A 19,702-nucleotide genomic window follows, 5' to 3' on the forward strand; every position below is an offset into this window, starting at 1 on the left:
CGTCCGCATGCCCCTTGGACAGCTTCGAGGACGCCGAGGTTCCGTGGACAGCGAGGTGTCGGAAGCTTGACGGCAGTTCGTTAGAGACCGGACGCGGGCAGGGCCGCGATCAAGGCCAGCAGGCCGTCGGTGTCGAGCAGGTCGGCCGGGCGGACCGTCACCCCGTCGCGGACGTAGAAGAACGCGGCGCCGACCTGCTCCAGCGGCACGCCGCGCAGCTCCGACCAGGCCAGCCGGTACGCGGCGAGCTGCACCGCCGCGGCGGTCGCGTCGGCGCCGGTGGGCTGGGCGCCCGTCTTCCAGTCCACGACGTCGAAGCGGCCGTCGGGATACGCGTAGACCGCGTCCATCCGCCCGCGGACCACCACGCCGGCGACGACGGAGGCGAACGGCACCTCCACGTCCAGCGGCACCCGGTCGGCCCACTCCCCCGCCAGGAACCTGGCCTGCAGCTCGGCGAGGGCCTCGTCGGGCGCGGCGCCCTCGTCGGCGGCGCCGGGCAGCTCGTCGAGGTCGAGCAGCCGCTCCGCCTTGAACCGCTGCTCCAGCCAGTGGTGGAACGCGGTGCCCCGGCGCGCGTACGGATCCGGGCGCGACGGCAGCGGCCTGCGCAGCGTCCGGGCCAGCCGCTGCGGGTCACGGCGCAGCGCCACCAGCTGCGACACCGACAGGTGCCCGGGCAGCACGACCTCGACCGGCGCGTTGAGCTGCGGCGTGATCCGGGCCCGCTCCGCCAGCAACAGGTCCGCCTCCGCCGCCCAGCGCTGCCCCGACCCGTCCGCCAGGACCTCGTCCGGCCAGTCCACTCTTGGCGTTTGCGGCGTATGTACGACTGGCGCCTCCCCGACGCCCTTACCGGCCACGGCCGGGCTCAAATCGTCCGCACCCGACGCGACACCCCGCGCGACCGACGCGCCCGGCGCGGAAACGCCCCCTCCATCCGCAACGTCCGTCCCGACCGGCGCGGAAACGTCCCCTCCGTCCGCAACGTCCGTCCCGACCGCCGCGGAAACGTCCCCTTCGTCCGCAGCGGTCGTCCCGACCGGGTGCGGGTCGTCCACGTCCGACGCGAAGGACGGTGCCACCGACACCGGCGCGGGAGCCACCTCGTCCTCAGCGGCGACCGTCCCGACCGCCGCGGGAGCCAACTCGTCCTCCGCGGCGAGCGTCACGACCGCCGCGGAGGACGCCCCTGCCTCCGCAGTGGCCGTCTCCGCTGGTGGCGACGGTGGCGCGGTGAGAGCGGCGGTCGCTGCCCGTACCATCGCCGCCGCCGCTTCGAGAAGAGGCCGGCGGGCGCCGAGGGGGTCGGCGGGCCAACTGGCGCTCGGCACCTGCTCGGCCGTCGGGTTCTGCGCGTCGGGGGCCGGGGCGTCGGCCCAGACGTCGACCATGCCGGCGCCAGACGCGCACCGCTCCCGGATCTCGTCGAGGAAGACCGACGGCCCACGGGCCCGCTTGACGCCGTCGCCCCACCAGTAGCCGCTGGCCAGCAGCAGCCGGCGGGGGCGGGTGACCGCCACATAGGCCAGGCGCCGCTCCTCGCGCACGTCGTGGTGGCGCCAGTCCTCGGTGAACGCCTCCAGCCGCCGCACGACACCCTTGATGTCGGCGGCCGCTGACAGGTCCAGGACCGGCAGCCCCCCGCTGTCGCCGCGCAGCGGGAAGGGCAGCACGCCCAGGCCGCGCAGCCAGTGGTCGCCGGCGTTGCTCGGACCGGGGAACACGTCGGCGCAGAGACCGGCGACCGACACCACGTCCCACTCGAGGCCCTTGGCGGCGTGCGCGGTCAGGATCTGCACCGCGCCGGAGACGACCTCGACCTCGCCGGGCGCGAGGCCGCGCTCCTCGTTCTCCGCGGCGGCGAGGAACGCCAGGAACGCGCCGAGGGTCGCGCCCTCCGACTCGCCGGCGAAGCGGGCCGCGATGTTGCTGAACGCGTCGAGGTGCCCGCGGGCCAGGCCGGCGTCGCCGGGCCGGGCGGCGACCTCGACGTCGAGGCCGGTGGCGCGCTCGATGTCGGCGACGAGGTCCGGCAGCGGCTGGTCGAGGCGCCGGCGCAGGCGGCGCAGCTCCGTGCCGAGCGCCGCGAAGCGGGCAAACCCGGGCTCCGAATACGCGGCCGCGTCGCCGAGGTCGTCGAGGGCCTCCACCAGGACCGCCTCGTCGAGCCGGTCGGCGAGGGCCGGCTCCTCGTCCTCCGGCCCTGCCCGGCGGGCGGCGGCGATGGCGCGGGCCCGGCGGTACAGTGCGACGAGGTCACGCGGCCCGATCCGCCACCGCGGGCCGGTCAGGATGCGCAGCAGCGCCGCTCCCTCGGCCGGGTCGGCGAGGACCCGCAGGACGCTGACGACGTCACGGACCTCGGGCGTGTCGAGCAGGCCGCCGAGCCCGACGACCTCGACCGGCAGGCCGCGGGAGCGCAGCGCGTTTTCCAGCGCGGGGATCTGCGCGCGGGTGCGGACCAGCACCGCCGTCGTCGGCCGGTCGTCGACGGGGATGTCGAGCGGGAACGTGTCGGGCGCGACCTTCGCCGCGAGCCGCCACGACGCGACGACCCGGTCGGCGATCCAGGCGGCCTCGCCGGCATACGTGTCGAGCAGCGCGCAGTGGACGGTCGCGGTCGACGCCGGCTCGGCGAGCACGTCGGCCGGGGCGAGCTCGGCGACCCGGGCCCCGTGCGCCCGCAGCGGCGCGGAGATCGTGTTGGCGACGTCGAGGATCTCGGGCCGGTTGCGCCAGCTGGTGGTCAGCGTCAGCTCGCCGGCGGGGTCGCCGGCCACGGTCGGGAACTCGGTCGGGAACCGCTCCAGGGTGCCCGCGGACGCGCCGCGCCAGCCGTAGATCGACTGGCAGGGGTCGCCGACGGCGGTCACCGGGTGGCCGCCGCCGAACAGCGACCGCAGCAGCACCACCTGCGCGTGGCTGGTGTCCTGGTATTCGTCGAGCAGCACCACCCGGAAACGGTCCCGCTCGACGGCGCCGACCTCGGGATGCGCGAGCGCGACGCGGGCCGCCCTGGACAGCTGGTCGCCGAAGTCCATCGCCTCCAGCAGCGCCTTCTTCTCCTGGTACTGCCGGATCAGCGGCAACAGCTGCAGCCGGGCCTGCTGCCGGGACAGCACGTCACGGACCGGCTTGGCCATCTTGCCGGTCTTGCCGCTCACCTCGGCGAAGAACCGCCCGGTCCACGCGGCGACGTCCTCCGGCTCCCGCAGGTGCTCGGCGAGGTCCCCGGCCAGGTGCAGCACCGCGTCCACCACGGTCGACGGCGCCGACGCGACCGCCGTCATGTCGCCGTCATACCCGCGGACGACCGCGTCGGCGAGCTGCCAGCACGCGGCCTCGGTGAGCAGCCGCGTGCTCGGCTCGAAGCCGGCCCGGACACCGTGCTCGCGGACCACCCGCGCCGCATATGAGTGGTAGGTGGCGACGGTCGGCTCCCCCGCGATCAGGTCGTCGCGCCCGAGCCGCCGCACCAGCTGCCCGAGCCGCTGCCGGATCCGGTGCGACAGCTCGCCGGCCGCCTTCCTGGTGAACGTGAGCCCCAGGATCTGCTCGGGGCGCACGTGCCCATTGGCGACGAGCCACACCACCCGCGCCGCCATCGTCTCCGTCTTGCCCGACCCGGCGCCCGCCACGACGAGCAACGGCTCCACCGGCGCCGCGATCACCGCCGCCTGCTGGGCGGTCGGCGCCGGCTGCCGGAGCAGCTTCGCCAGCTCGACCGGCGGGAAGCTCACCCGCCGGTCGAGTTTCCCGCCGCCGGCGCTCTGGTGCTCGGTCTGGGTCATGTGACGTGCCGGCCTTTGCCCGAGACGGGGCAGGAGGTCTTGACCGGGCAGACGCGGCACTTGTTGTTGACGACCGCGTTGAAGGTGGAGGCCGCCATGGTCTGGGCGGTCTTGCGGACCAGCGCCTGCGCCCAGTTGGGGTCGCCGGACTCGCCGAGCGGGGCCTGGACCTGCTCGCGGGCGGCATTGGTCTCGCCGCCGAGCTGGACCAGGGAGGCGCCGCCGGAGACGGTGGACTCCTCGAAGGCGCCCAGCTCGATCGCCGCCTGGTAGGCCGCGAGCTGCGGGTGCTCGGCGAGGTTGGCGTTGGCGGGGATGGACTTGCCGGTCTTGAGGTCGACGACGACGAGACGGCCCTGCTCGTCGAGCTCGAGCCGGTCGACGCGGCCCTTGATCTCGACTGGGCCGTCGGGGTCGGCGAGCTCGACGAGGAAGTCCTGCTCGATCGCGACGAGGCGGCGCGGGTTGCCGGCGAGCCAGCCGATGAGCTTGTCGAGCATGGTCTCGGCGCGGTCGCGCTCGCGGCCGGCGAGCCAGCGCGCGGAGAGCTCGATCGCGTCGAACCGGTCGGCGACATAGGCGACGAGCTGGGCCCTGTCGGCGGTGGCGTCGGAGGCGAGCATCGCGGCGGCGTGCACGAGGTTGCCGATCGACTGCTCGGGCGACGGGGCCAGCTTCCCGCCGTGCCGCTCCAGGAGCCAGCGCAGGCTGCACCGGTCGACGCTCTCCACGGTCGACGGGGTGACGGTCACCGGCTCGCCGGCGTCGACGAGGGGGCGGTCGTCGGACAGCGGCGGCAGGCCCCACCAGCTGTCAGGGTCGGCGCCGGGCACCCCTTCGGCGGCGAGCCGGGCGAGGATCGCGGCGGCCGCGGCGCGGCGGCCGGCGGAGGCGTCGGGGTCGATCAGGGCCACCCGCAGCTCGGCGACGAGCGTCGGCAGGGTCAGCGCGCGGGGCGGCTCGAACACGGCGCCGCCGCCGGCGTCGGCGTCCGGGTCGAGACCGGCCAGCTCCAGCAGGAAGCGGCTCGGCTGCTCCTCGCCGTCGCCGGAGGCGACCGCGGTGACGAGGACCTGCTCGCGGGCCCTGCTGACGGCGACGTAGAAGAGGCGGCGCTCCTCGTCGAGCAGCGCCGACAGCCGGCCGATCGTCTCCATGGTGCGGCCGGCGAGGACCTCGACGAGCAGCTCCGAGCCGAGCACGCTGCCGCGCAGCCGCAGGTCGGGCCAGACGCCCTCCTGCACGCCGGCGACGGCGACGACGTCCCACTCGAGGCCCTTCGCGGCGTGCGCGGTCAGGATGCGGACGGCGTCGCCGCGGTCGGCGGACGGGGCGAGCGAGTCGGCGGGCAGGTCCTGCCCCTCGACGTGGTCGAGGAAGACGGCGATGCCGGCGCCGGGGAGCCGGTCGGTGAAGCGGGCCGCGGCGTCGAAGAGCGACACGACGGCGTCGAGGTCACGGTCGGCGGCGGCGCCGCGGTGGCCGCCGCGGGAGCTCAGCGCCGTCCACCGGTCGGCGAGGCCGCTGCCCTGCCAGGCGGTCCACAGCACCTCCTCGGCGGTGGCGCCGGGCCGGGCCGCGGCGTCGCGGACGGCCCGCAGCAGCTGCCCGATGGTGCGGGCCGGTGCCGCCCACCGCCGCTCGACCTCGGCGAGCTCGCCCGGGTCGCGCAGCGCCCGCAGGAGCAGGACCCCGGACGGGCGGCGGTCGCCGGCGGCGAGCGCGAGGGCGCGCAGGCCCTGCCTGAGGCGCCGCTCGGCGAGCGGGTCGGCGCCGCCGAGCGGCGAGTGCAGCAGCGCGATCGCGGCGTCCTCGTCGAGCCGGTCGGCGTCCAGGGCGCAGCGCAGGAGCAGCAGCAGCGGCGCGATCGCCGGCTGCAGGTGCAGCGGCAGGTCCTCGGCCTCGGTGACGGTCGGCACGCCCGCCGAGTGCAGGGCCCGCTGCAGCGGCGCGAGCTGCCGGGCGGTGGAGCGCACCACGACCGCCATCCGCGACCACGGCACGCCGCGCAGCAGGTGCGCCTCGCGGAGCCGGTGCGCCAGGAACGCCGCCTCCGTCGTCTCCGAGCCGAACGTCGCGGTCTCCACCGTGCCGCCGGGGCGGGACGCCTCCAGCAGCCGGTGCCGGGACGGACCGCGCAGCCGCGACGCGACCCGCCGGGTCGGCGCGAGCAGCCCGTCGCCGAGCCGGCGCGAGCCGGGCAGGATCACCTGCGGCGCGGGCCGCCCGCCGGCGGTGCGGAACCGGTCGGGGAAGTCGGCGACGATCCCCGGGTCGGCGCCGCGGAACGCGAACGTCGAGGAGTCGGGGTCGGCGAACGCGACGAGGTGCGCGCCCGAGCCGGCGATCAGGTCGAGCAGCTCGATCTGGGCGGGGTCGGTGTCGGGCAGCTCGTCGAGGTAGACGCACTCGATCCTGCGCCGCTCGGCGGCGAGGAGGTCGGGCTGGTCGGCCAGCAGCCCCGCCGCGGCCCGCACCAGCTCCGCGTAGTCATAGGCGACGGCGCCCCGGCCGGCCGCGTCACGCAGGGCGAGGACCTGCAGATACTCCTCGAAGAACGCGGCCGCGGCGGCCCAGTCGGGGCGCTGGTGCACGACCGCGAGCCGGGCCAGCCCCTGCGGGCCGACGCCGCGCTCGACGGCGCGCAGCAGCAGGTCGCGCAGCTCGGTCGCGAACGCGCGGGTGCCGAGCGCGCCGCGCAGCGCCTCGGGCCACGGCGCCCGCGAGTCCTGCAGCAGCTCGCGGATGACGAGGTCCTGCTCGGGGCCGGTGAGCAGCCGCGGCGACGGCTCGCCGCGCTCGACGGCGGCGCGGCGCAGCAGCCCGAACGCATAGCCGTGGAACGTGCGGACCATCGGCTCGGCGGTGGTCCGCAGGCCCGCCGCGCGGCCCAGCCGCGCCTCGATCGTGTCCCGCAGCCGCACCGCGCCGCGCCGGCCGAACGTCAGCACCAGGATCCTGTCGGGCTCGACCCCTTCGGCGACCCTCGCGGCGACGGCCTCGACGAGCGTGGTCGTCTTGCCGGTGCCGGGGCCGCCGACGACGAGCAGCGGCCCGGCCGTGTGCTCCACGACGAGCCGCTGCCACGGGTCGGCCTCGATCGCGACCGCCGCCGGAGCGGGGCGCCGCACCAGACGGAAGGCACGGCGGGGGGCAGCGGTCGCGGTCACGCCGCTATGCAATCACGACCGTCCGACAATTCCTCCGAGGAGGCTCGCCTCCAGCAGGTCGAGTGACTCCGGCACGTCCCGGGAGATCAGCAGCATCGTCATCGCCGACGGGCGGACGAACTCCTGGGTGGTGAGGCCGCGCAGCCACTCGAGCAGGCCGGCGTAGAAGCCGTCGGCGTCGAACAGCAGCACCGGCTTGCGGTGCAGGTCGAGCATGGCGGTCGTCCACACCTCGAACAGCTCGTCGAGGGTGCCGAGGCCGCCGGGCAGGACCACGAACGCGTCCGCCTTCTCGATCATCAGCGTCTTGCGCGACGCCATGCCGTCGGTGACGACGAGCTCGTCGGACTTCGTGTCGGCGACCTCCAGGTCCACGAGGGACTGGGGGATGACACCGTAGGTGCGGCCGCCGCCGTCGCGGGTGCCGTCGGCGACGGCACCCATCATGCCGACGCAGCCACCGCCGGAGACCAGCTCGTGGCCGCGCCGCCCGATCTCGACGCCGAGCTGGTGGGCGAGGTCGAGCCAGCGCTGGTCGAGCCGCTGCGACGAGGCGCAGAACACACCGATCGCCGCCATCAGCCGCTCGCCTCCCGCGCGGTCCGGCGGGCGGACGCCACCTCGATCTCCTCGGATCCGGCGTCCACGATGTACTGCACAGCCTCGTCGACGTCGTCGGTCAGGTACAGCAGGCCCAGGTCCTCGGGGCCGATCTTGCCGTCGGCCTGCATGGTGTCGCGGAGCCAGTCGACCAGGCCCTGCCAGTAGCTGGTGCCCATCAGCACCACCGGGAAGCGGGTGACCTTCTTCGTCTGCACGAGCGTCACCGCCTCGAACAGCTCGTCGAGGGTGCCGAAGCCGCCGGGCAGCACGACGAACGCCTGCGCGTACTTGACGAACATGGTCTTGCGGGCGAAGAAGTAGCGGAAGTCGATGCCGAGGTCGACCCACTCGTTGAGGCCCTGCTCGAACGGCAGCTCGATGCCCAGGCCCACCGACAGCCCGCCGGCGTCCGCGGCACCCTTGTTGGCCGCCTCCATGACGCCGGGGCCGCCGCCGGTGATGACCGCGTAGTTCGCCCGGGCGAGCGCCGCGCCGAGCTCCTCGCCGAGCCGGTATTCGGGGCTGTCGGGCTTGCTGCGGGCCGAGCCGAAGACGCTCACGGACGGTGGCAGGTCGGCGAGGGTGTCGAAGCCCTCGACGAACTCGCTGAGGATCCGCAGCGCCCGCCACGCGTCCTTCGTCTTCCACTCGCCGCGCAGGTGCGAGTCGAGCAGCCGCTGGTCGGCGGTGCTCGGCGGAATCGAGTCGCGGCGCAGCGTCACCGGTCCGCGGTGCCGCTCGCGCGGCTGACTGGTCCTACCCTCGGTCATGGTCCCCACCGTACGTGGATGTCGTGATGCAATGCAGCCATGGGGCGGCGGCGGGGACTGGTCGTCGCACTGGCGGTCGCGGTCACCGCCGGTGTCGGCGCGGTCTGGTACGGGTTGGGCACGGCGGCGGTGCCGGACGGCACGATCGCGGCCCAGCCGTCTCCCCCGGACTCACCGTCCCCTTCGCCGTCCCGTTCGCCATCGCCATCGCCATCGCCATCGCCATCGCCGGAGCCGTCGCCGACGCCCTCGCCGGTGGTCACCGCGGTCCCGGCGAGCGGCACCGGGAAGTTCGACTACAGCGCCGTCGCGGGCGAGCCGACCGGCGGGGCCGGACGGCTGGTGCGGTACACGGTCGCCACCGAACAGGGGTCAGGGGTCGATCCGGAGGAGTTCGCGGTGGCGGTACACGCGACGCTGGGAGATCCGAGAAGCTGGATCGCCGGTGGCCGGGTCTCCTTCCAGCGGGTGCCCGGCGGGCAGCCGAGCGAGCTGACCGTGCACCTGGCGACCCCCGCCACGACCGACTCGATGTGCGCGAGGCGGGGCGTGCGCACCCGCGGCGAGGTCTCCTGCCGCGGCGGGCGCGACGTGATCATCAACCTGAAGCGGTGGCAGCTCGGCGTCCCCTGGTATCCGGTGCTCGGCGACTACCGGGACATGGTCGTCAACCACGAGGTCGGTCACTTCCTCGGCAACGGCCACGCGGTCTGCCCGCGCAAGGGCGCGCCGGCGCCGGTGATGGCGCGGCAGACGTTCGGTCTCGAGGGATGCGAGCGGAACCCGTGGCCGTACCCGGACGGCAGGACGTTTGTGACGGGACCGCCCGCACCGCGGTGATCAGGTCGTTCGTCGGCCATCGGTGAGAAATCAGGTGCAGAGGGCAACGTTCGCCGGTTTCATCGCGTCATTCCCGATATACCGGACGGCAAGGTGTAGGGGGTGACCGGCATGACTCGTGCGGAGCACGACCGTCGCAGGCGGCAGATGAACCGGCGGATCCGCGAGGTGCTCGCGGTGCGCCGCCTGCTGGCCGCCCTGGGCCCGCAGGTCGAACCCCCGGATCCCTCAACGCACGAGCGCTGAGGCCGGTTACGGCGTCCCGCGCGGCCTTATGCGCCTGCCGTCAGCCAGCGCCGCACCACGTCGGCGCCCTCGACGATCTTGTCGAGCTCGACGTGCTCGTCCTGCTTGTGGGCGAGGTTCGGGTCGCCGGGGCCGTAGTTGAGCGCCGGGACGCCGAGGGTCGCGAACCTGGCCACGTCGGTCCAGCCGAGCTTCGCCCGCGGCGGCTGCCCGATCGCGGCGAGGAACTCCCGGGCCGCCGGCGCGTCCAGGCCCGGCAGCGCACCCGGCGCCGAGTCGACGATCTCCAGCTCGAAGCCGGCGAGCACCTCCCGTACATGAGCGGCGGCCTGCTCCTCGGAGCGGTCGGGCGCGAACCGGAAGTTGACCTCGACCACGCACTCGTCGGGGATCACGTTGCCCGCGACGCCGCCGCCGATCCGGACCGCGTTCAGCCCCTCGCGGAACTCACAGCCGTCGATGACGACCGTGCGCGGCCCGTACACCTGAAGGCTCCGCAGAATCGGCGCGGCCTTGTGGATCGCGTTGTCGCCGAGCCAGGACCGGGCCGAGTGCGCGCGCCGGCCGGTGGTGCGGGCGAGGACCCGCAGCGTGCCCTGGCAGCCCGCCTCGACGAGGCCGTGCGTCGGCTCCAGCAGCAGCGCGAACGACGCGTCGGTCAGCAGCTCCGGCCGCTTGTCGGCGAGGATCTTCAGCCCGTTGCGCGCCGAGTCGACCTCCTCGCACTCGTAGAAGACGTAGGTGACGTCGTGGCGGGGCGCCTGCTCGGTGACCGCGAGGTGCAGCGCGATCGCCGTGCCCGACTTCATGTCCGACGTGCCGCAGCCGTGCATGAGGCCGCCCTCGGTGCGCGACGGCCAGTTGTCGTTGAGCGGGACCGTGTCGAGGTGCCCGGCGAGCACGACGCGCTCCGGCCGGCCCAGCTCGGTGCGCGCGACGATCGTGTGCCCGAAGCGCTCCACCTTCAGCCCCGTGCCGGCGAGTGCGTGCTGGACCTGGTCGGCGATCTCCGCCTCGTCGCCGGACACCGACTCGATGTCGACGAGGGCTCGGGTCAGGGCCACCGGGTCTTCGAGCACGTCACGCGTCAGCATGCCCATACCCTAGATGCGGTAGCGTTCGGTCACGTGACGACCGCCTACATCGACTCCCCCGCCTGGGGACTTGGCCTGGCCACCGTGGCCTCCTCGGGTCAGGTCCTGGACGCCTGGTTCCCCACCGGTCACCTCGGCCTCGGCGCGCTTCCGGCCGAGGTGCCGGCGCTCGCCCCGACCGGCGCGGCGCCGCTGCCGTCGCTGTCCGTCGAGGTGGTCCGGGTCGAGATCGGCTCCCTGGGCGACGCACCGGCCTCCACGGCCGACGCCTACCTGCGGCTGCACCTGCTCTCGCACCGGCTCATCCAGCCGCACCAGGCCAACCTCGACGGGCAGTTCGGGCTGCTCGCCAACGTCGCGTGGACCTCCGCCGGCCCGTGCCTGCCCGACCAGGTCGACGAGCTGCGGCTGGCCGAGCGTCTCGCGGGGCGCCGGCTCAACGTCTTCGGCATCGACAAGTTCCCGCGCATGGTCGACTACGTCACACCGTCCGGTGTCCGCATCGCCGACGCGGACCGGGTGCGCCTGGGCGCCCACCTGGCCCCCGGCACGACCGTCATGCACGAGGGCTTCGTCAACTTCAACGCCGGCACCCTGGGCACCTCGATGGTGGAGGGCCGCATCTCCGCGGGCGTCGTGGTCGGCGACGGCACCGACGTCGGCGGCGGCTCCTCGATCATGGGCACGCTCTCCGGTGGCGGCAAAGAGGTGATCCGGCTGGGCGAGCGCTGCCTGCTGGGCGCCAACGCGGGCATCGGCATCTCGCTCGGCGACGACTGCGTCGTCGAGGCGGGCTGCTACATCACCGCCGGCTCGAAGCTCACCCTGCCCGACGACCGGGTCGTGAAGGCGCGCGAGCTGTCCGGCATGTCCAACCTGCTGTTCATCCGCAACTCGGTCTCGGGCCGTCTCGAGGTCCGCGAGCGGGCGGGCCGCGGCATCGAGCTGAACGCCGCACTGCACGCCAACTGACGCCGGCTTCCCCATGATCCGGTAGAGAAATCGCCGCTCTGGCGACAACATCTCTACCGGATCATGGGATTCGGCCTTACTGCAGGCGCTTCACCGCTTCGGCGACGCGCTCGTCGGTCGCGGTCAGGGCGGCCCGGACGTGCCGGCTGCCCTCCGGGCCGTAGAACGCGCCGGGCGCGGTCAGGATGCCGCGCTCCGCCAGCCAGGCCACCGTGTCCCAGGAGTCCTCGTCGCGGGTCAGCCACAGGTACAGGCCGGCCTCGGAGTGCTCGACGGTGAACCCCGCCGCGGTGAACGCCTCGCGCAGGGCCGCCCGGCGGCCGGCATAGCGGTCGCGCTGCTCCTGGACGTGCGCCTCGTCGCCGAGGGCCGCCACCATCGCCGCCTGGACCGGGGCGGGGACGATCATGCCGGCGTGCTTGCGGACGGCGAGCAGCTCGTCGACCAGGGCGGGGTCGCCGGCGACGAAGCCCGCGCGATACCCGGCCAGGTTGGAGCGCTTCGACAGCGAGTGCACCGCGAGGACGTTGTCGAAGCGACCGTCGCAGACCGACAGGATCGAGACCGGCTCGGCCTCCCACGGCAGCGGCAGGTAGCACTCGTCGCTGGCCACGACGGCGCCGCGCTCGCGGGCCCAGTCGACGACCTTGCGCAGGTGGGCGGCTGGCAGCACGCGACCGGTCGGGTTGGACGGCGAGTTGACCCACACGAGGCGGACCCGCGCCGGGCCGAGCGCCATCAGCGAGTCGGACCGCACCACGGTCGCGCCGGTGAGCTGCACGCCGGCCTCATACGTCGGGTAGCAGACCGGCGGGATGACCACGGTGTCGCCGGGGCCGAGCCCGAGCAGTGTCGGCAGCCACGCGACGAGCTCCTTCGAGCCGATCGTCGGCAGCACGCCGAAGCCGTCGCCGGCCGGCGCACACCACTGGGTCACCCAGGCGCGGATCGCGGCCCGCAGCTGCGGGGTGCCGGCGGTCAGCGGATAGCCGGGCGAGTCCGACGCCGCCGCCAGGGCAGCACGGATCGCCGCGGGCACCGGATCGACGGGCGTGCCGATCGACAGGTCGATCAGCCCGTCGGGGTGCTCTGCGGCTCTGGCCTTCGCCGGCTCCAGGCGGTCCCACGGGAAGTCCGGAAGCCCGGCGGCGAGCGAGCGCCGGGCGGCGGGACTTCCCGTGTGCGAGACGATGCCGGTCAGTGGTCGTGCTCCTGCGGCGGCAGGCCGGCGACGAACGTCGCGTCCTTCTCGACCTTCCCGACCTTCGACGCGCCACCGGGCGAGCCCAGCTCGTCGAAGAACGAGTAGTTCGCGCCGACGAAGTCCTTCCACTTCTCCGGGACGTCGTCCTCGTAGAAGATCGCCTCGACCGGGCACACCGGCTCGCAGGCACCACAGTCGACGCACTCATCCGGGTGGATGTAGAGCATGCGGTTGCCCTCGTAGATGCAGTCGACAGGGCACTCCTCGATGCACGCCTTGTCGAGCAGGTCCACGCAAGGTTCGGCGATGATGTATGTCACGGGTCGCCCTCTTTCGCACCTGAGGCTGCCAACGTGGTTGGCGAACCCCGCCGCATCCCTACCGCGGCGGTACGAGCCTAGTATCCCGCCGTTCTGGAGGTGCAGCGTGCTCGGTCCACAGCATGTGGGAAGTCGGGTCGTCGTGCGCCGCATCGTGGGACAGCGCGGCGATCGACCCCTCTACTCGGACATTCTGGGCCGACTCGTCGAGATCACCGAGACGCATCTCACAGTGCGTGGGCGGACCGGCGCCGTCCGCGTTCCAATCGCTGAGATCCACAGGGCCAAGCCCGTGCCCGACCGGCGCCGCCTCACGCCCACCGAGTCCCTGGAGGTCGCCGCCGCGGCCGGCTGGCCCGCGGGCGAGCGCGACCAGCTCGGCGACTGGCTCCTGCGCGCCACCGACGGCTGGACCATGCGCGGCAACTCGGCCCTCCCGGTCGGCGACCCCGACCTGCCGCTGCCCGATGCCGTCGACGCGGTTTCGCGCTGGTACGAGCAGCGCGCCCTCCCGCCGGCGATGAGCGTCCCGCTGCCGCTCTTCCAGCGCATCGACGATGAGCTCGACCGCCGGGGCTGGACCCCGATGCCGCTGACGCTGCTCATGACCGCCCGCCTCGCCGACCTGCCGGCCGCCGCCGATCCGCAGGTGACGCTCGACGCCTCGCCGTCGGACGAGTGGCTGACCGCCGTCGCCGGCCGGAAGGGCCCGCTGCCCCCCTCCGCCCGCGGCGTCCTCACCGGCGTGGCGGCCGTCCGGTTCGCCTCGCTGCGCGACCCCGCCGGCACCCTGCTGGCCACCGGCCGGGGCTGCGTCGCCGACCCCGACGGCCGCTGGCTGGGCCTGTCCCTGATCGGCACCGACGAACACGCCCGGCGCCAGGGCCTCGCCCGGCGCGTCCTCGGCACCCTGACCGCGTGGGCCATGGAAGCCGGCGCCACCGACGCCTACCTGCAGGTGGAGCAGCGCAACACGGGGGCGGTCGCCCTGTACGAGAAGCTCGGCTTCACCACGCACCACGTCTACCAGACACGGGTCCTGCCCACCGGCTGACTGGTCACGGCGTCCCAGATCGAAGCCGTCGTCCTTCGATCTTGATCCAGGCAGCGGAGCCGGACGGCGGGCGGGCGAAGTTGCGCGAGTTGCCGGGCACGCCGCCGCGCCTTCCCCACGACTGCCTCACAGCCGGCCGGCGACGGGCACCAGAGCCGCCGGCTTGCGGGCCGCCGGCCACATCGACGGGCAGGGCGAGGGCGGGTCGGCTAGCGACGGACGATGCGGCGGGGCTTGGTGCCGGCGCGGTCGATGTACCGCTTCCACGACTGCGACCGGTAGTCCCAGCCGAGCGTCATCAGCGCGAGCACGCCCAGAACCGCGCCGATGGCGGAGAGGCCGACGAAGTAGAAGAACTGACGGAAGACGAGCCCGACGCCGTCGCCGAACGGGGTGGCGCCCGACACGAACGGCCCGACCAGCACCGCGAGCACGCACGCGGACACCACGGCGATGCCCAGGTCGGCCACGAGGCGGAGCATGGGGTGGCGGCGCCCGTACCAGAACGCGACGGGGATCATCACGGCACCGACCGCGAACAGCGCCCACAGGCCGATCGTGACCTGCTTATCGTCGTCGTTGCCGGCGGCGAACCGCACGACCAGCCGCGCGACGACGTTGACGAGGAAGAGCCCCCCGGCGATGAGGCCGACGGGCAGCCAACGCTCCTTCATCACAAGCCTCCGCTGATGTTCGCTCCCCGTGCGCCGCCGAGGGTCACGGACGGTGCGGGAACGTGTCTACCTTTCCCACGCTCTGTGGCGCAAGAGGCGTTGCCTTCGAGTTCGCTGAGCCCGCGACCCGCTGCCGCAGCGCCGTGACGTAGATGCCGATCGCGAACGCCAGCGGCCCCGCGAACAGCGTCAGCAGCCCCACCCAGTTGTCGTTGGTGATGAGCAGGTCGCCCTCGGTGGTGCGACCCGCCGCCAAGATCCAGACGACGCACCAGGCACCCGCCGGCAGCAACGCCGCGAACCGCCGGCCCGTCGTCGTGAACGCGAACCACCCGAGCATCGGATTCGTCACCAGCGCCAGCACCAGCGCGAGCGGGATCCGCATGTTGCTCGTCCCGGTGCCGGACAGCCCGAGGTCGGACACCCGCAACGGCGCCAGGAACGCCTCGAACACCGCCAGCGCCACCGCCAGCAGCACCGCGACGACCAGCCCGCCGATCGTGATCACGATGTCGAGCGGCCCGCCGGCCACCTCGGGCTTCGGCGCCTCTTCGCCACCGGGCACGGCGAACCCGCTGCCGGGCGCATAGGGCTCCACCCCGCCGCCCGGACCGTCCCCACCGACCTCGGGAGCACTGACATCGCCCGCCGCCGGACCCTTGTGGAGCACGGGTCGACCACCAACCGCCGTTTCGCCCGCGGTGGCGCCGGCCGGACCGCCCTCGGCGGCACTGACATCACCCGCTGCCGGACTCCTGCCGAGCACGGGTCCGCCACCGACCGCCGGACCGTCCCCGACCACCGGACCGTCCCCCGCCGGGCCGCTCCCGGCCGCCGCCGCAGCAGCGCTGTCGCTCGCCGGGCCGCTCCCCTTCGCCGGAGCACCGTCGCCCGCCGGGCCGCTCCCGGCCGCGGCAGCGCTGGCGCCCGCCGCGGTGGCGTCGGCGCCCGCCGCGGTGGCGTCGGCGCCCGCCGGCTTGGACAGGTCTGCCCGCGCGGCGCCGGACTGGCCTGCGCGCGGTGCGGTCACCGCCTTCCGCTTCGTCACGACGCCGCGGTCTCCAGCTGCGGGGCGGGCGCCTCGATGTCCAGGCCCGCGAACAGGTCCTCTTCCCAGCCGTGCGGCCCCACGCCGGGACCCTTCACGCCACGGGCGAGCTGGTAATACTCCACGCCCATGAACTCGGCGCCGAAATTGCCGGCGATCGCGAACAGCCACGACGTCGGCGGGATCTGCGTCGCGTGGGCGCGCAGCGCGGCGGTCTTCTCCTCGGCGAACTCGTGCCCGTCGAGGCGGGCCGCGATCTCGTGGTCGGCGGTGCCGAAGGGCAGGTCCTCGGGCTTCTCCACGTCGGCGAACGGGTTGTCCGACGAGTCGCGGAACTCCCGCATGCCGGCCTCCAGGACGCTGCGCGGGACCGCGGTCCAGTAGACCTTCGCGGGCGCGATGCCCTCGGCGTCGGCCAGCTCGACGGCCCGCATCAGCACCCGGTGCGCCTGGATGTGGTCGGGGTGGCCATAGAAGCCATTGGGGTCATAGGTGACCGCGACCTGCGGGCGGATCTCGCGGATCACCTCCAGCAGCTCGGTCGCGGCCGCGTCGAGGTCGGCGCCCCAGAACGCGCGGGGGTGATCGTTCTGCGGGGTGCCCATCATCCCGGAGTCGCGATAGCGCCCGGCGCCGCCGAGGAACCGGTGGTCGGTGACCCCGAGCCGGCGGCACGCCTCCTCCAGCTCCGCGATGCGATAGCCGCCGAGCTGGTCGGCCGCACCCGCGGCGAGCCCGGCGAGCTCGGGCCGGTGGATCTCGCCCTCCTCACCGAGCGTGCAGGTGATCAGGGTGACGTGCGCGCCGGCGGCCGCATAGTGGGCCATCGTCGCGCCGGTCCCCATCGACTCGTCGTCGGGGTGCGCATGGACGAAAAGGATGCTCCGAGCACTCACAGCGCCAACTCTACGACGTGCGTATGACACTTCCCCCGCGGCGCGGCGCCGGTGGAGCATGACAATCGGGCCGCTTCGGGTAAACATTCCGGGGTGGACTATCCGGAGTTGGCCGCGCGCACCCGACGCTTCTCCTATGGCGCTCCGCGCGCCGTGACGGTGACCTCGGACGGGGCGCGGGTGGTGTTCCTGCGCTCGTCAGGCCCCGAGGACAGCCGCGACGCCCTGTGGGTGTTCGACGTGGCTGACAGGGCGGAGCGGCTCCTCGCCGACCCCGCCGTCCTCCTGAGCGTCGAAGCCGACCTTCCGCCCGCGGAGCGGGCCCTGCGCGAGCGGCTGCGGCTGTCGGCGGGCGGCATCGGCTCGTACGCCATGGACAGCGCCGGCGTGATGGCCGTCTTCCCGCTCGGGGGGCGCCTCTTCCGGGTGGACCTGCTGACCGGTGACCTCACGGAGCTGCGCACGGCCGGGCCCGCCGTCGATCCGCGACCGGATCCGGCAGGGCAGCGGGTGGCGTACGTGACGGGCGGCGCACTCCGTGTGATCGAGCCCGACGGGACCGACGCGGTGCTGGCCGGCGAGGAGGGCGTGACCTGGGGCCTCGCGGAGTTCATCGGCGCGGAGGAGTTCCACCGCTTCCGGGGCTACTGGTGGTCGCCGGACGGCCGCAGCATCCTGACCGCCCGGGTCGACGAGTCGCGGGTGCCGCGCTGGCACCTGCATGACCCGTCGCAGCCGGACCAGCCGCCGACGACGGTGGCGTACCCGCACGCCGGCGCGACCAACGCGAAGGTCACCCTGCACGTGCTGGACCTGGACGGCGGCTGGGTGGACGTGCACTGGGACCGGGAGACGTACCCGTACCTGGTGGAGGCCTCGTGGACCGAGCAGGGCGGCCCGCTGCTCACGGTGCTGCGCCGCCTGCAGCAGCACGGCCTGGTGATCGCGGTCGACCCGCGGACCGGTGAGACGCAGGTGCACGCCGAGCTCGCCGACCCGCGCTGGGTCGAGCCGGTCCCCGGCACCCCGCAGCACCTGGCCGACGGCCGGGTCCTCGTCGGCGGCGAGCTCGCGCACGACGGCTACGACGCGCGCTGCCTGTTCGCCGACGGCAGCCTGCTGACGCCGCCCGACCTGTACGTGCGGCGCGTCGCCGGCCGTCTCGCCGGCGACCTCATCGTCGAGGCCAGCGAGGGCGAGCCGAGCGAGCAGCACGTGTTCCGCGTCCCCGTCTCGCACGCCGGCGCGCAGGCGCAGCGGCTCACCTCCGAGCCGGGCTGGCACGTCGCGCACGCGGCCGCCCGCACGGTGGTGATCGGGTCGCAGACGCTGGAGCACGCCGGCTGGCAGTACACCATCCGCCACGACGACGCAGAGATCGGCACCATCGCGTCGCTCGCCGCGACACCGCCCTTCGCCCCGAGGCCGGTGCTGGAGCGGGTCACCGACCGGAGGCTGCCCACCGCCGTGCTCTACCCGCGCGGGCACGTCGCCGGGCGGAAGCTGCCGGTCCTCGTGGCGATCTACGGCGGGCCGGGCCACCAGGAGGTCGTCGCGGCGCGGGCCCGCTGGCTGGAGAAGCAGTGGTGGGCCGACGCCGGGTTCGCCGTCGTCACGATCGACAACCGGGGCACCCCCGGGGTGTCGCCGACGTTCGAGAAGTCGATCCACCGGCGCTTCTCCGACGTCATCCTCACCGACCAGGCCGACGCCCTGCAGGCGCTCTCGGAGAAGCACCCCGACCTGGACCTGGACCGGGTCGCGATCCGCGGCTGGTCGTTCGGCGGCTGGCTGTCGGCGCTGGCGGTGCTGCGCCGCCCGGACGTCTACCACTGCGCGGTCGTCGGCGCACCGGTCACCGACTGGGCGCTGTACGACACCGCATACACGGAGCGTTACCTGGGGCTGCCCGCGGACGCGCCGGAGGTGTACAGCCACAACTCGCTGATCGAGCTGGCCGCCGAGCCGCCCGTGCGCCCGGAGGACGCCCGGCCGATGCTGCTCGTGCACGGCCTCGTCGACGACAACGTGGTCGCCGCGCACACGCTGCGCCTGTCGGCGGCGCTGCTCGCCGCGGGCCGGCCGCACTCGATGATCCCGCTGACCGGCGCGACGCACATGGCCGCGGGCGGGCTGGCGGAGAAGCTGCTGCGCATCGAGCTGGACTTCATCCGGCGATCCGTATCCTGACGTCGCCGCCGAGGCGGCCCTCCTTCGGTTCCCTGGTCACCGCGCCGCTCTGCAGCAGCGCGGTGACCACCTTGACGGCGTCGGCGGCGCGGTACACCGTCTCAGTGAGGGCGAACCGCTTCAGCTCGGTGACGGACCTGTCGCCCCCGCGCAGGTAGGTCAGGAGCTCGCGCCGCAGCGCGCCCGGGTTCGGGTCGAGGGTGATGTCCATGAGGTGACCCTCGGGGTCATTGGGGTCGCGGTACCGGACGCCGGCGTACTCGTCGAGGGCCCACATCTCGTTCTTGAACGCCTCAAGGCTCTTCGCCGACCGCGTGCCGAAGCCGATCGTCCGCTCCGCCTGCGGTCCGACCAGCGTCACCGCGGTGGTGAGCTCGAAGTCCCGCAACCGGTCCCGCGGCACATCGACGGTGATCACCTCGGCCGGCCTGGCGTCGGCGACGACCGCCGGGTCGATCCCCTCGATCATGGACAGCAGCGGGCCGGACCTCGCGCCGAGCGCCTTCAGCAGCACCGCCACGTCGCCGGACATGACGTGCACCGACAGCTCAGCCGGTGTCCGCAGCTCACGTTGTACGGCGCTGAGCCGCTGCTCCAGTCCCTTCGCCGCCGTGACGTACAGCAGTGTCAGCCGCTTTCTGGACAACCGGTCTCCGAACTCGGCGCACGCCCTCAGGGCCGCCTCCGCGATGTCACCGTCCAGCTCCGTCGCGGAGCCGTGCAGGAACGTCGCCCCGTGCGGCGAGTGCACCGCCCCCGGCACCCAGAGGTCGAGGTAGCGCACGAGCAATTCGCGGGTGACACCGGCGATCGACATGCTCTCTTTC

At 74.0% G+C, this 19,702-nt stretch carries 17 protein-coding genes; 5 read left to right on the top strand and 12 right to left on the bottom strand.

Annotation, left to right across the window (positions count from 1 at the left end):
• Nucleotides 1–80: 80 nt before the first annotated feature.
• Genes ACQEVZ_RS21160 through ACQEVZ_RS21180 form a run of 5 tightly spaced genes read right to left on the bottom strand, consistent with a single transcriptional unit; the run spans nucleotide 81 to nucleotide 8,600 of the window.
• Nucleotides 81–3,794, bottom strand: a complete 3,714-nt coding sequence (locus tag ACQEVZ_RS21160; RefSeq protein ID WP_433369079.1) for a UvrD-helicase domain-containing protein — start codon at nucleotides 3,792–3,794, stop codon at nucleotides 81–83.
• The gene (locus ACQEVZ_RS21165; protein WP_433376901.1) at nucleotides 3,791–6,928 is read right to left on the bottom strand and encodes an ATP-dependent helicase; all 3,138 of its coding nucleotides are present in this window, start codon (nucleotides 6,926–6,928) and stop codon (nucleotides 3,791–3,793) included. Before ACQEVZ_RS21165 ends, ACQEVZ_RS21160 begins: the two co-directional genes overlap by 4 nt.
• Nucleotides 6,929–6,976: 48 nt before the next feature.
• Nucleotides 6,977–7,543 (bottom strand): TIGR00730 family Rossman fold protein, encoded by a 567-nt coding sequence (locus tag ACQEVZ_RS21170; RefSeq protein WP_433369082.1) that lies wholly within the window; start codon nucleotides 7,541–7,543, stop codon nucleotides 6,977–6,979.
• Nucleotides 7,543–8,337: a TIGR00730 family Rossman fold protein gene (locus ACQEVZ_RS21175; RefSeq protein WP_344503735.1), complete on the bottom strand. Its 795-nt coding sequence runs from the start codon at nucleotides 8,335–8,337 to the stop codon at nucleotides 7,543–7,545. Before ACQEVZ_RS21175 ends, ACQEVZ_RS21170 begins: the two co-directional genes overlap by 1 nt.
• Nucleotides 8,334–8,600, bottom strand: a complete 267-nt coding sequence (locus ACQEVZ_RS21180) for a hypothetical protein (protein WP_433369086.1) — start codon at nucleotides 8,598–8,600, stop codon at nucleotides 8,334–8,336. Before ACQEVZ_RS21180 ends, ACQEVZ_RS21175 begins: the two co-directional genes overlap by 4 nt.
• Here ACQEVZ_RS21180 and ACQEVZ_RS21185 point away from each other — a divergent pair.
• A complete protein-coding gene (locus ACQEVZ_RS21185) occupies nucleotides 8,593–9,177 on the top strand; it encodes a DUF3152 domain-containing protein (RefSeq protein WP_433369089.1) in 585 nt (194 codons plus the stop codon). The two genes, ACQEVZ_RS21180 and ACQEVZ_RS21185, sit on opposite strands and share 8 nt — an antisense overlap.
• 111 nt (nucleotides 9,178–9,288) lie before the next feature.
• A complete protein-coding gene (locus tag ACQEVZ_RS21190; RefSeq protein WP_344503737.1) occupies nucleotides 9,289–9,423 on the top strand; it encodes a hypothetical protein in 135 nt (44 codons plus the stop codon).
• Between the two features lie 26 nt (nucleotides 9,424–9,449).
• Here the strand turns inward: ACQEVZ_RS21190 and dapE are convergent, their stop codons facing one another.
• Nucleotides 9,450–10,517: a succinyl-diaminopimelate desuccinylase gene (gene dapE / locus ACQEVZ_RS21195; protein WP_433369092.1), complete on the bottom strand. Its 1,068-nt coding sequence runs from the start codon at nucleotides 10,515–10,517 to the stop codon at nucleotides 9,450–9,452.
• A 33-nt stretch (nucleotides 10,518–10,550) separates the two neighbouring features.
• On the opposite strand from dapE, the gene dapD reads away from it, so the two are divergent.
• Entirely contained in the window at nucleotides 10,551–11,489 is a 939-nt protein-coding gene (gene dapD / locus ACQEVZ_RS21200; protein WP_344503739.1) for a 2,3,4,5-tetrahydropyridine-2,6-dicarboxylate N-succinyltransferase, read from the top strand.
• A 76-nt stretch (nucleotides 11,490–11,565) separates the two neighbouring features.
• On the opposite strand, the gene dapC is transcribed toward dapD, so the two are convergent.
• Together dapC and fdxA are read right to left on the bottom strand one after the other, a co-directional pair.
• A complete protein-coding gene (gene dapC / locus ACQEVZ_RS21205; RefSeq protein ID WP_433376904.1) occupies nucleotides 11,566–12,690 on the bottom strand; it encodes a succinyldiaminopimelate transaminase in 1,125 nt (374 codons plus the stop codon).
• Nucleotides 12,687–13,013 (bottom strand): ferredoxin, encoded by a 327-nt coding sequence (gene fdxA / locus ACQEVZ_RS21210; RefSeq protein ID WP_344503740.1) that lies wholly within the window; start codon nucleotides 13,011–13,013, stop codon nucleotides 12,687–12,689. The genes dapC and fdxA overlap by 4 nt, the downstream gene beginning before the upstream one ends.
• 106 nt (nucleotides 13,014–13,119) lie before the next feature.
• Here fdxA and ACQEVZ_RS21215 point away from each other — a divergent pair, with 106 nt between their 5' ends.
• Nucleotides 13,120–14,067: a GNAT family N-acetyltransferase gene (locus ACQEVZ_RS21215; protein WP_433369096.1), complete on the top strand. Its 948-nt coding sequence runs from the start codon at nucleotides 13,120–13,122 to the stop codon at nucleotides 14,065–14,067.
• A 209-nt stretch (nucleotides 14,068–14,276) separates the two neighbouring features.
• Here ACQEVZ_RS21215 and ACQEVZ_RS21220 read toward each other — a convergent pair whose 3' ends face one another.
• Genes ACQEVZ_RS21220 through mshB form a run of 3 tightly spaced genes read right to left on the bottom strand, consistent with a single transcriptional unit; the run spans nucleotide 14,277 to nucleotide 16,634 of the window.
• On the bottom strand, nucleotides 14,277–14,741 hold the full coding sequence (locus tag ACQEVZ_RS21220) for a hypothetical protein (protein ID WP_344503742.1): 465 nt from the start codon (nucleotides 14,739–14,741) through the stop codon (nucleotides 14,277–14,279).
• Nucleotides 14,742–14,784: 43 nt separating this feature from the next.
• Nucleotides 14,785–15,789: a hypothetical protein gene (locus ACQEVZ_RS21225; RefSeq protein WP_433369100.1), complete on the bottom strand. Its 1,005-nt coding sequence runs from the start codon at nucleotides 15,787–15,789 to the stop codon at nucleotides 14,785–14,787.
• A complete protein-coding gene (mshB, locus tag ACQEVZ_RS21230; protein WP_433376907.1) occupies nucleotides 15,786–16,634 on the bottom strand; it encodes an N-acetyl-1-D-myo-inositol-2-amino-2-deoxy-alpha-D-glucopyranoside deacetylase in 849 nt (282 codons plus the stop codon). The genes ACQEVZ_RS21225 and mshB overlap by 4 nt, the downstream gene beginning before the upstream one ends.
• A gap of 144 nt (nucleotides 16,635–16,778) precedes the next feature.
• On the opposite strand from mshB, the gene ACQEVZ_RS21235 reads away from it, so the two are divergent.
• On the top strand, nucleotides 16,779–18,875 hold the full coding sequence (locus tag ACQEVZ_RS21235; protein ID WP_433369103.1) for a prolyl oligopeptidase family serine peptidase: 2,097 nt from the start codon (nucleotides 16,779–16,781) through the stop codon (nucleotides 18,873–18,875).
• Here the strand turns inward: ACQEVZ_RS21235 and ACQEVZ_RS21240 are convergent.
• Entirely contained in the window at nucleotides 18,853–19,692 is an 840-nt protein-coding gene (locus ACQEVZ_RS21240; RefSeq protein ID WP_344503746.1) for a hypothetical protein, read from the bottom strand. The genes ACQEVZ_RS21235 and ACQEVZ_RS21240 overlap by 23 nt on opposite strands.
• Between the last annotated feature and the right edge of the window lie 10 nt (nucleotides 19,693–19,702).

The sequence above is a fragment of the Dactylosporangium sp. CA-152071 genome (assembly GCF_050936335.1).
GTDB classification, from domain to species: domain Bacteria; phylum Actinomycetota; class Actinomycetes; order Mycobacteriales; family Micromonosporaceae; genus Dactylosporangium; species Dactylosporangium maewongense.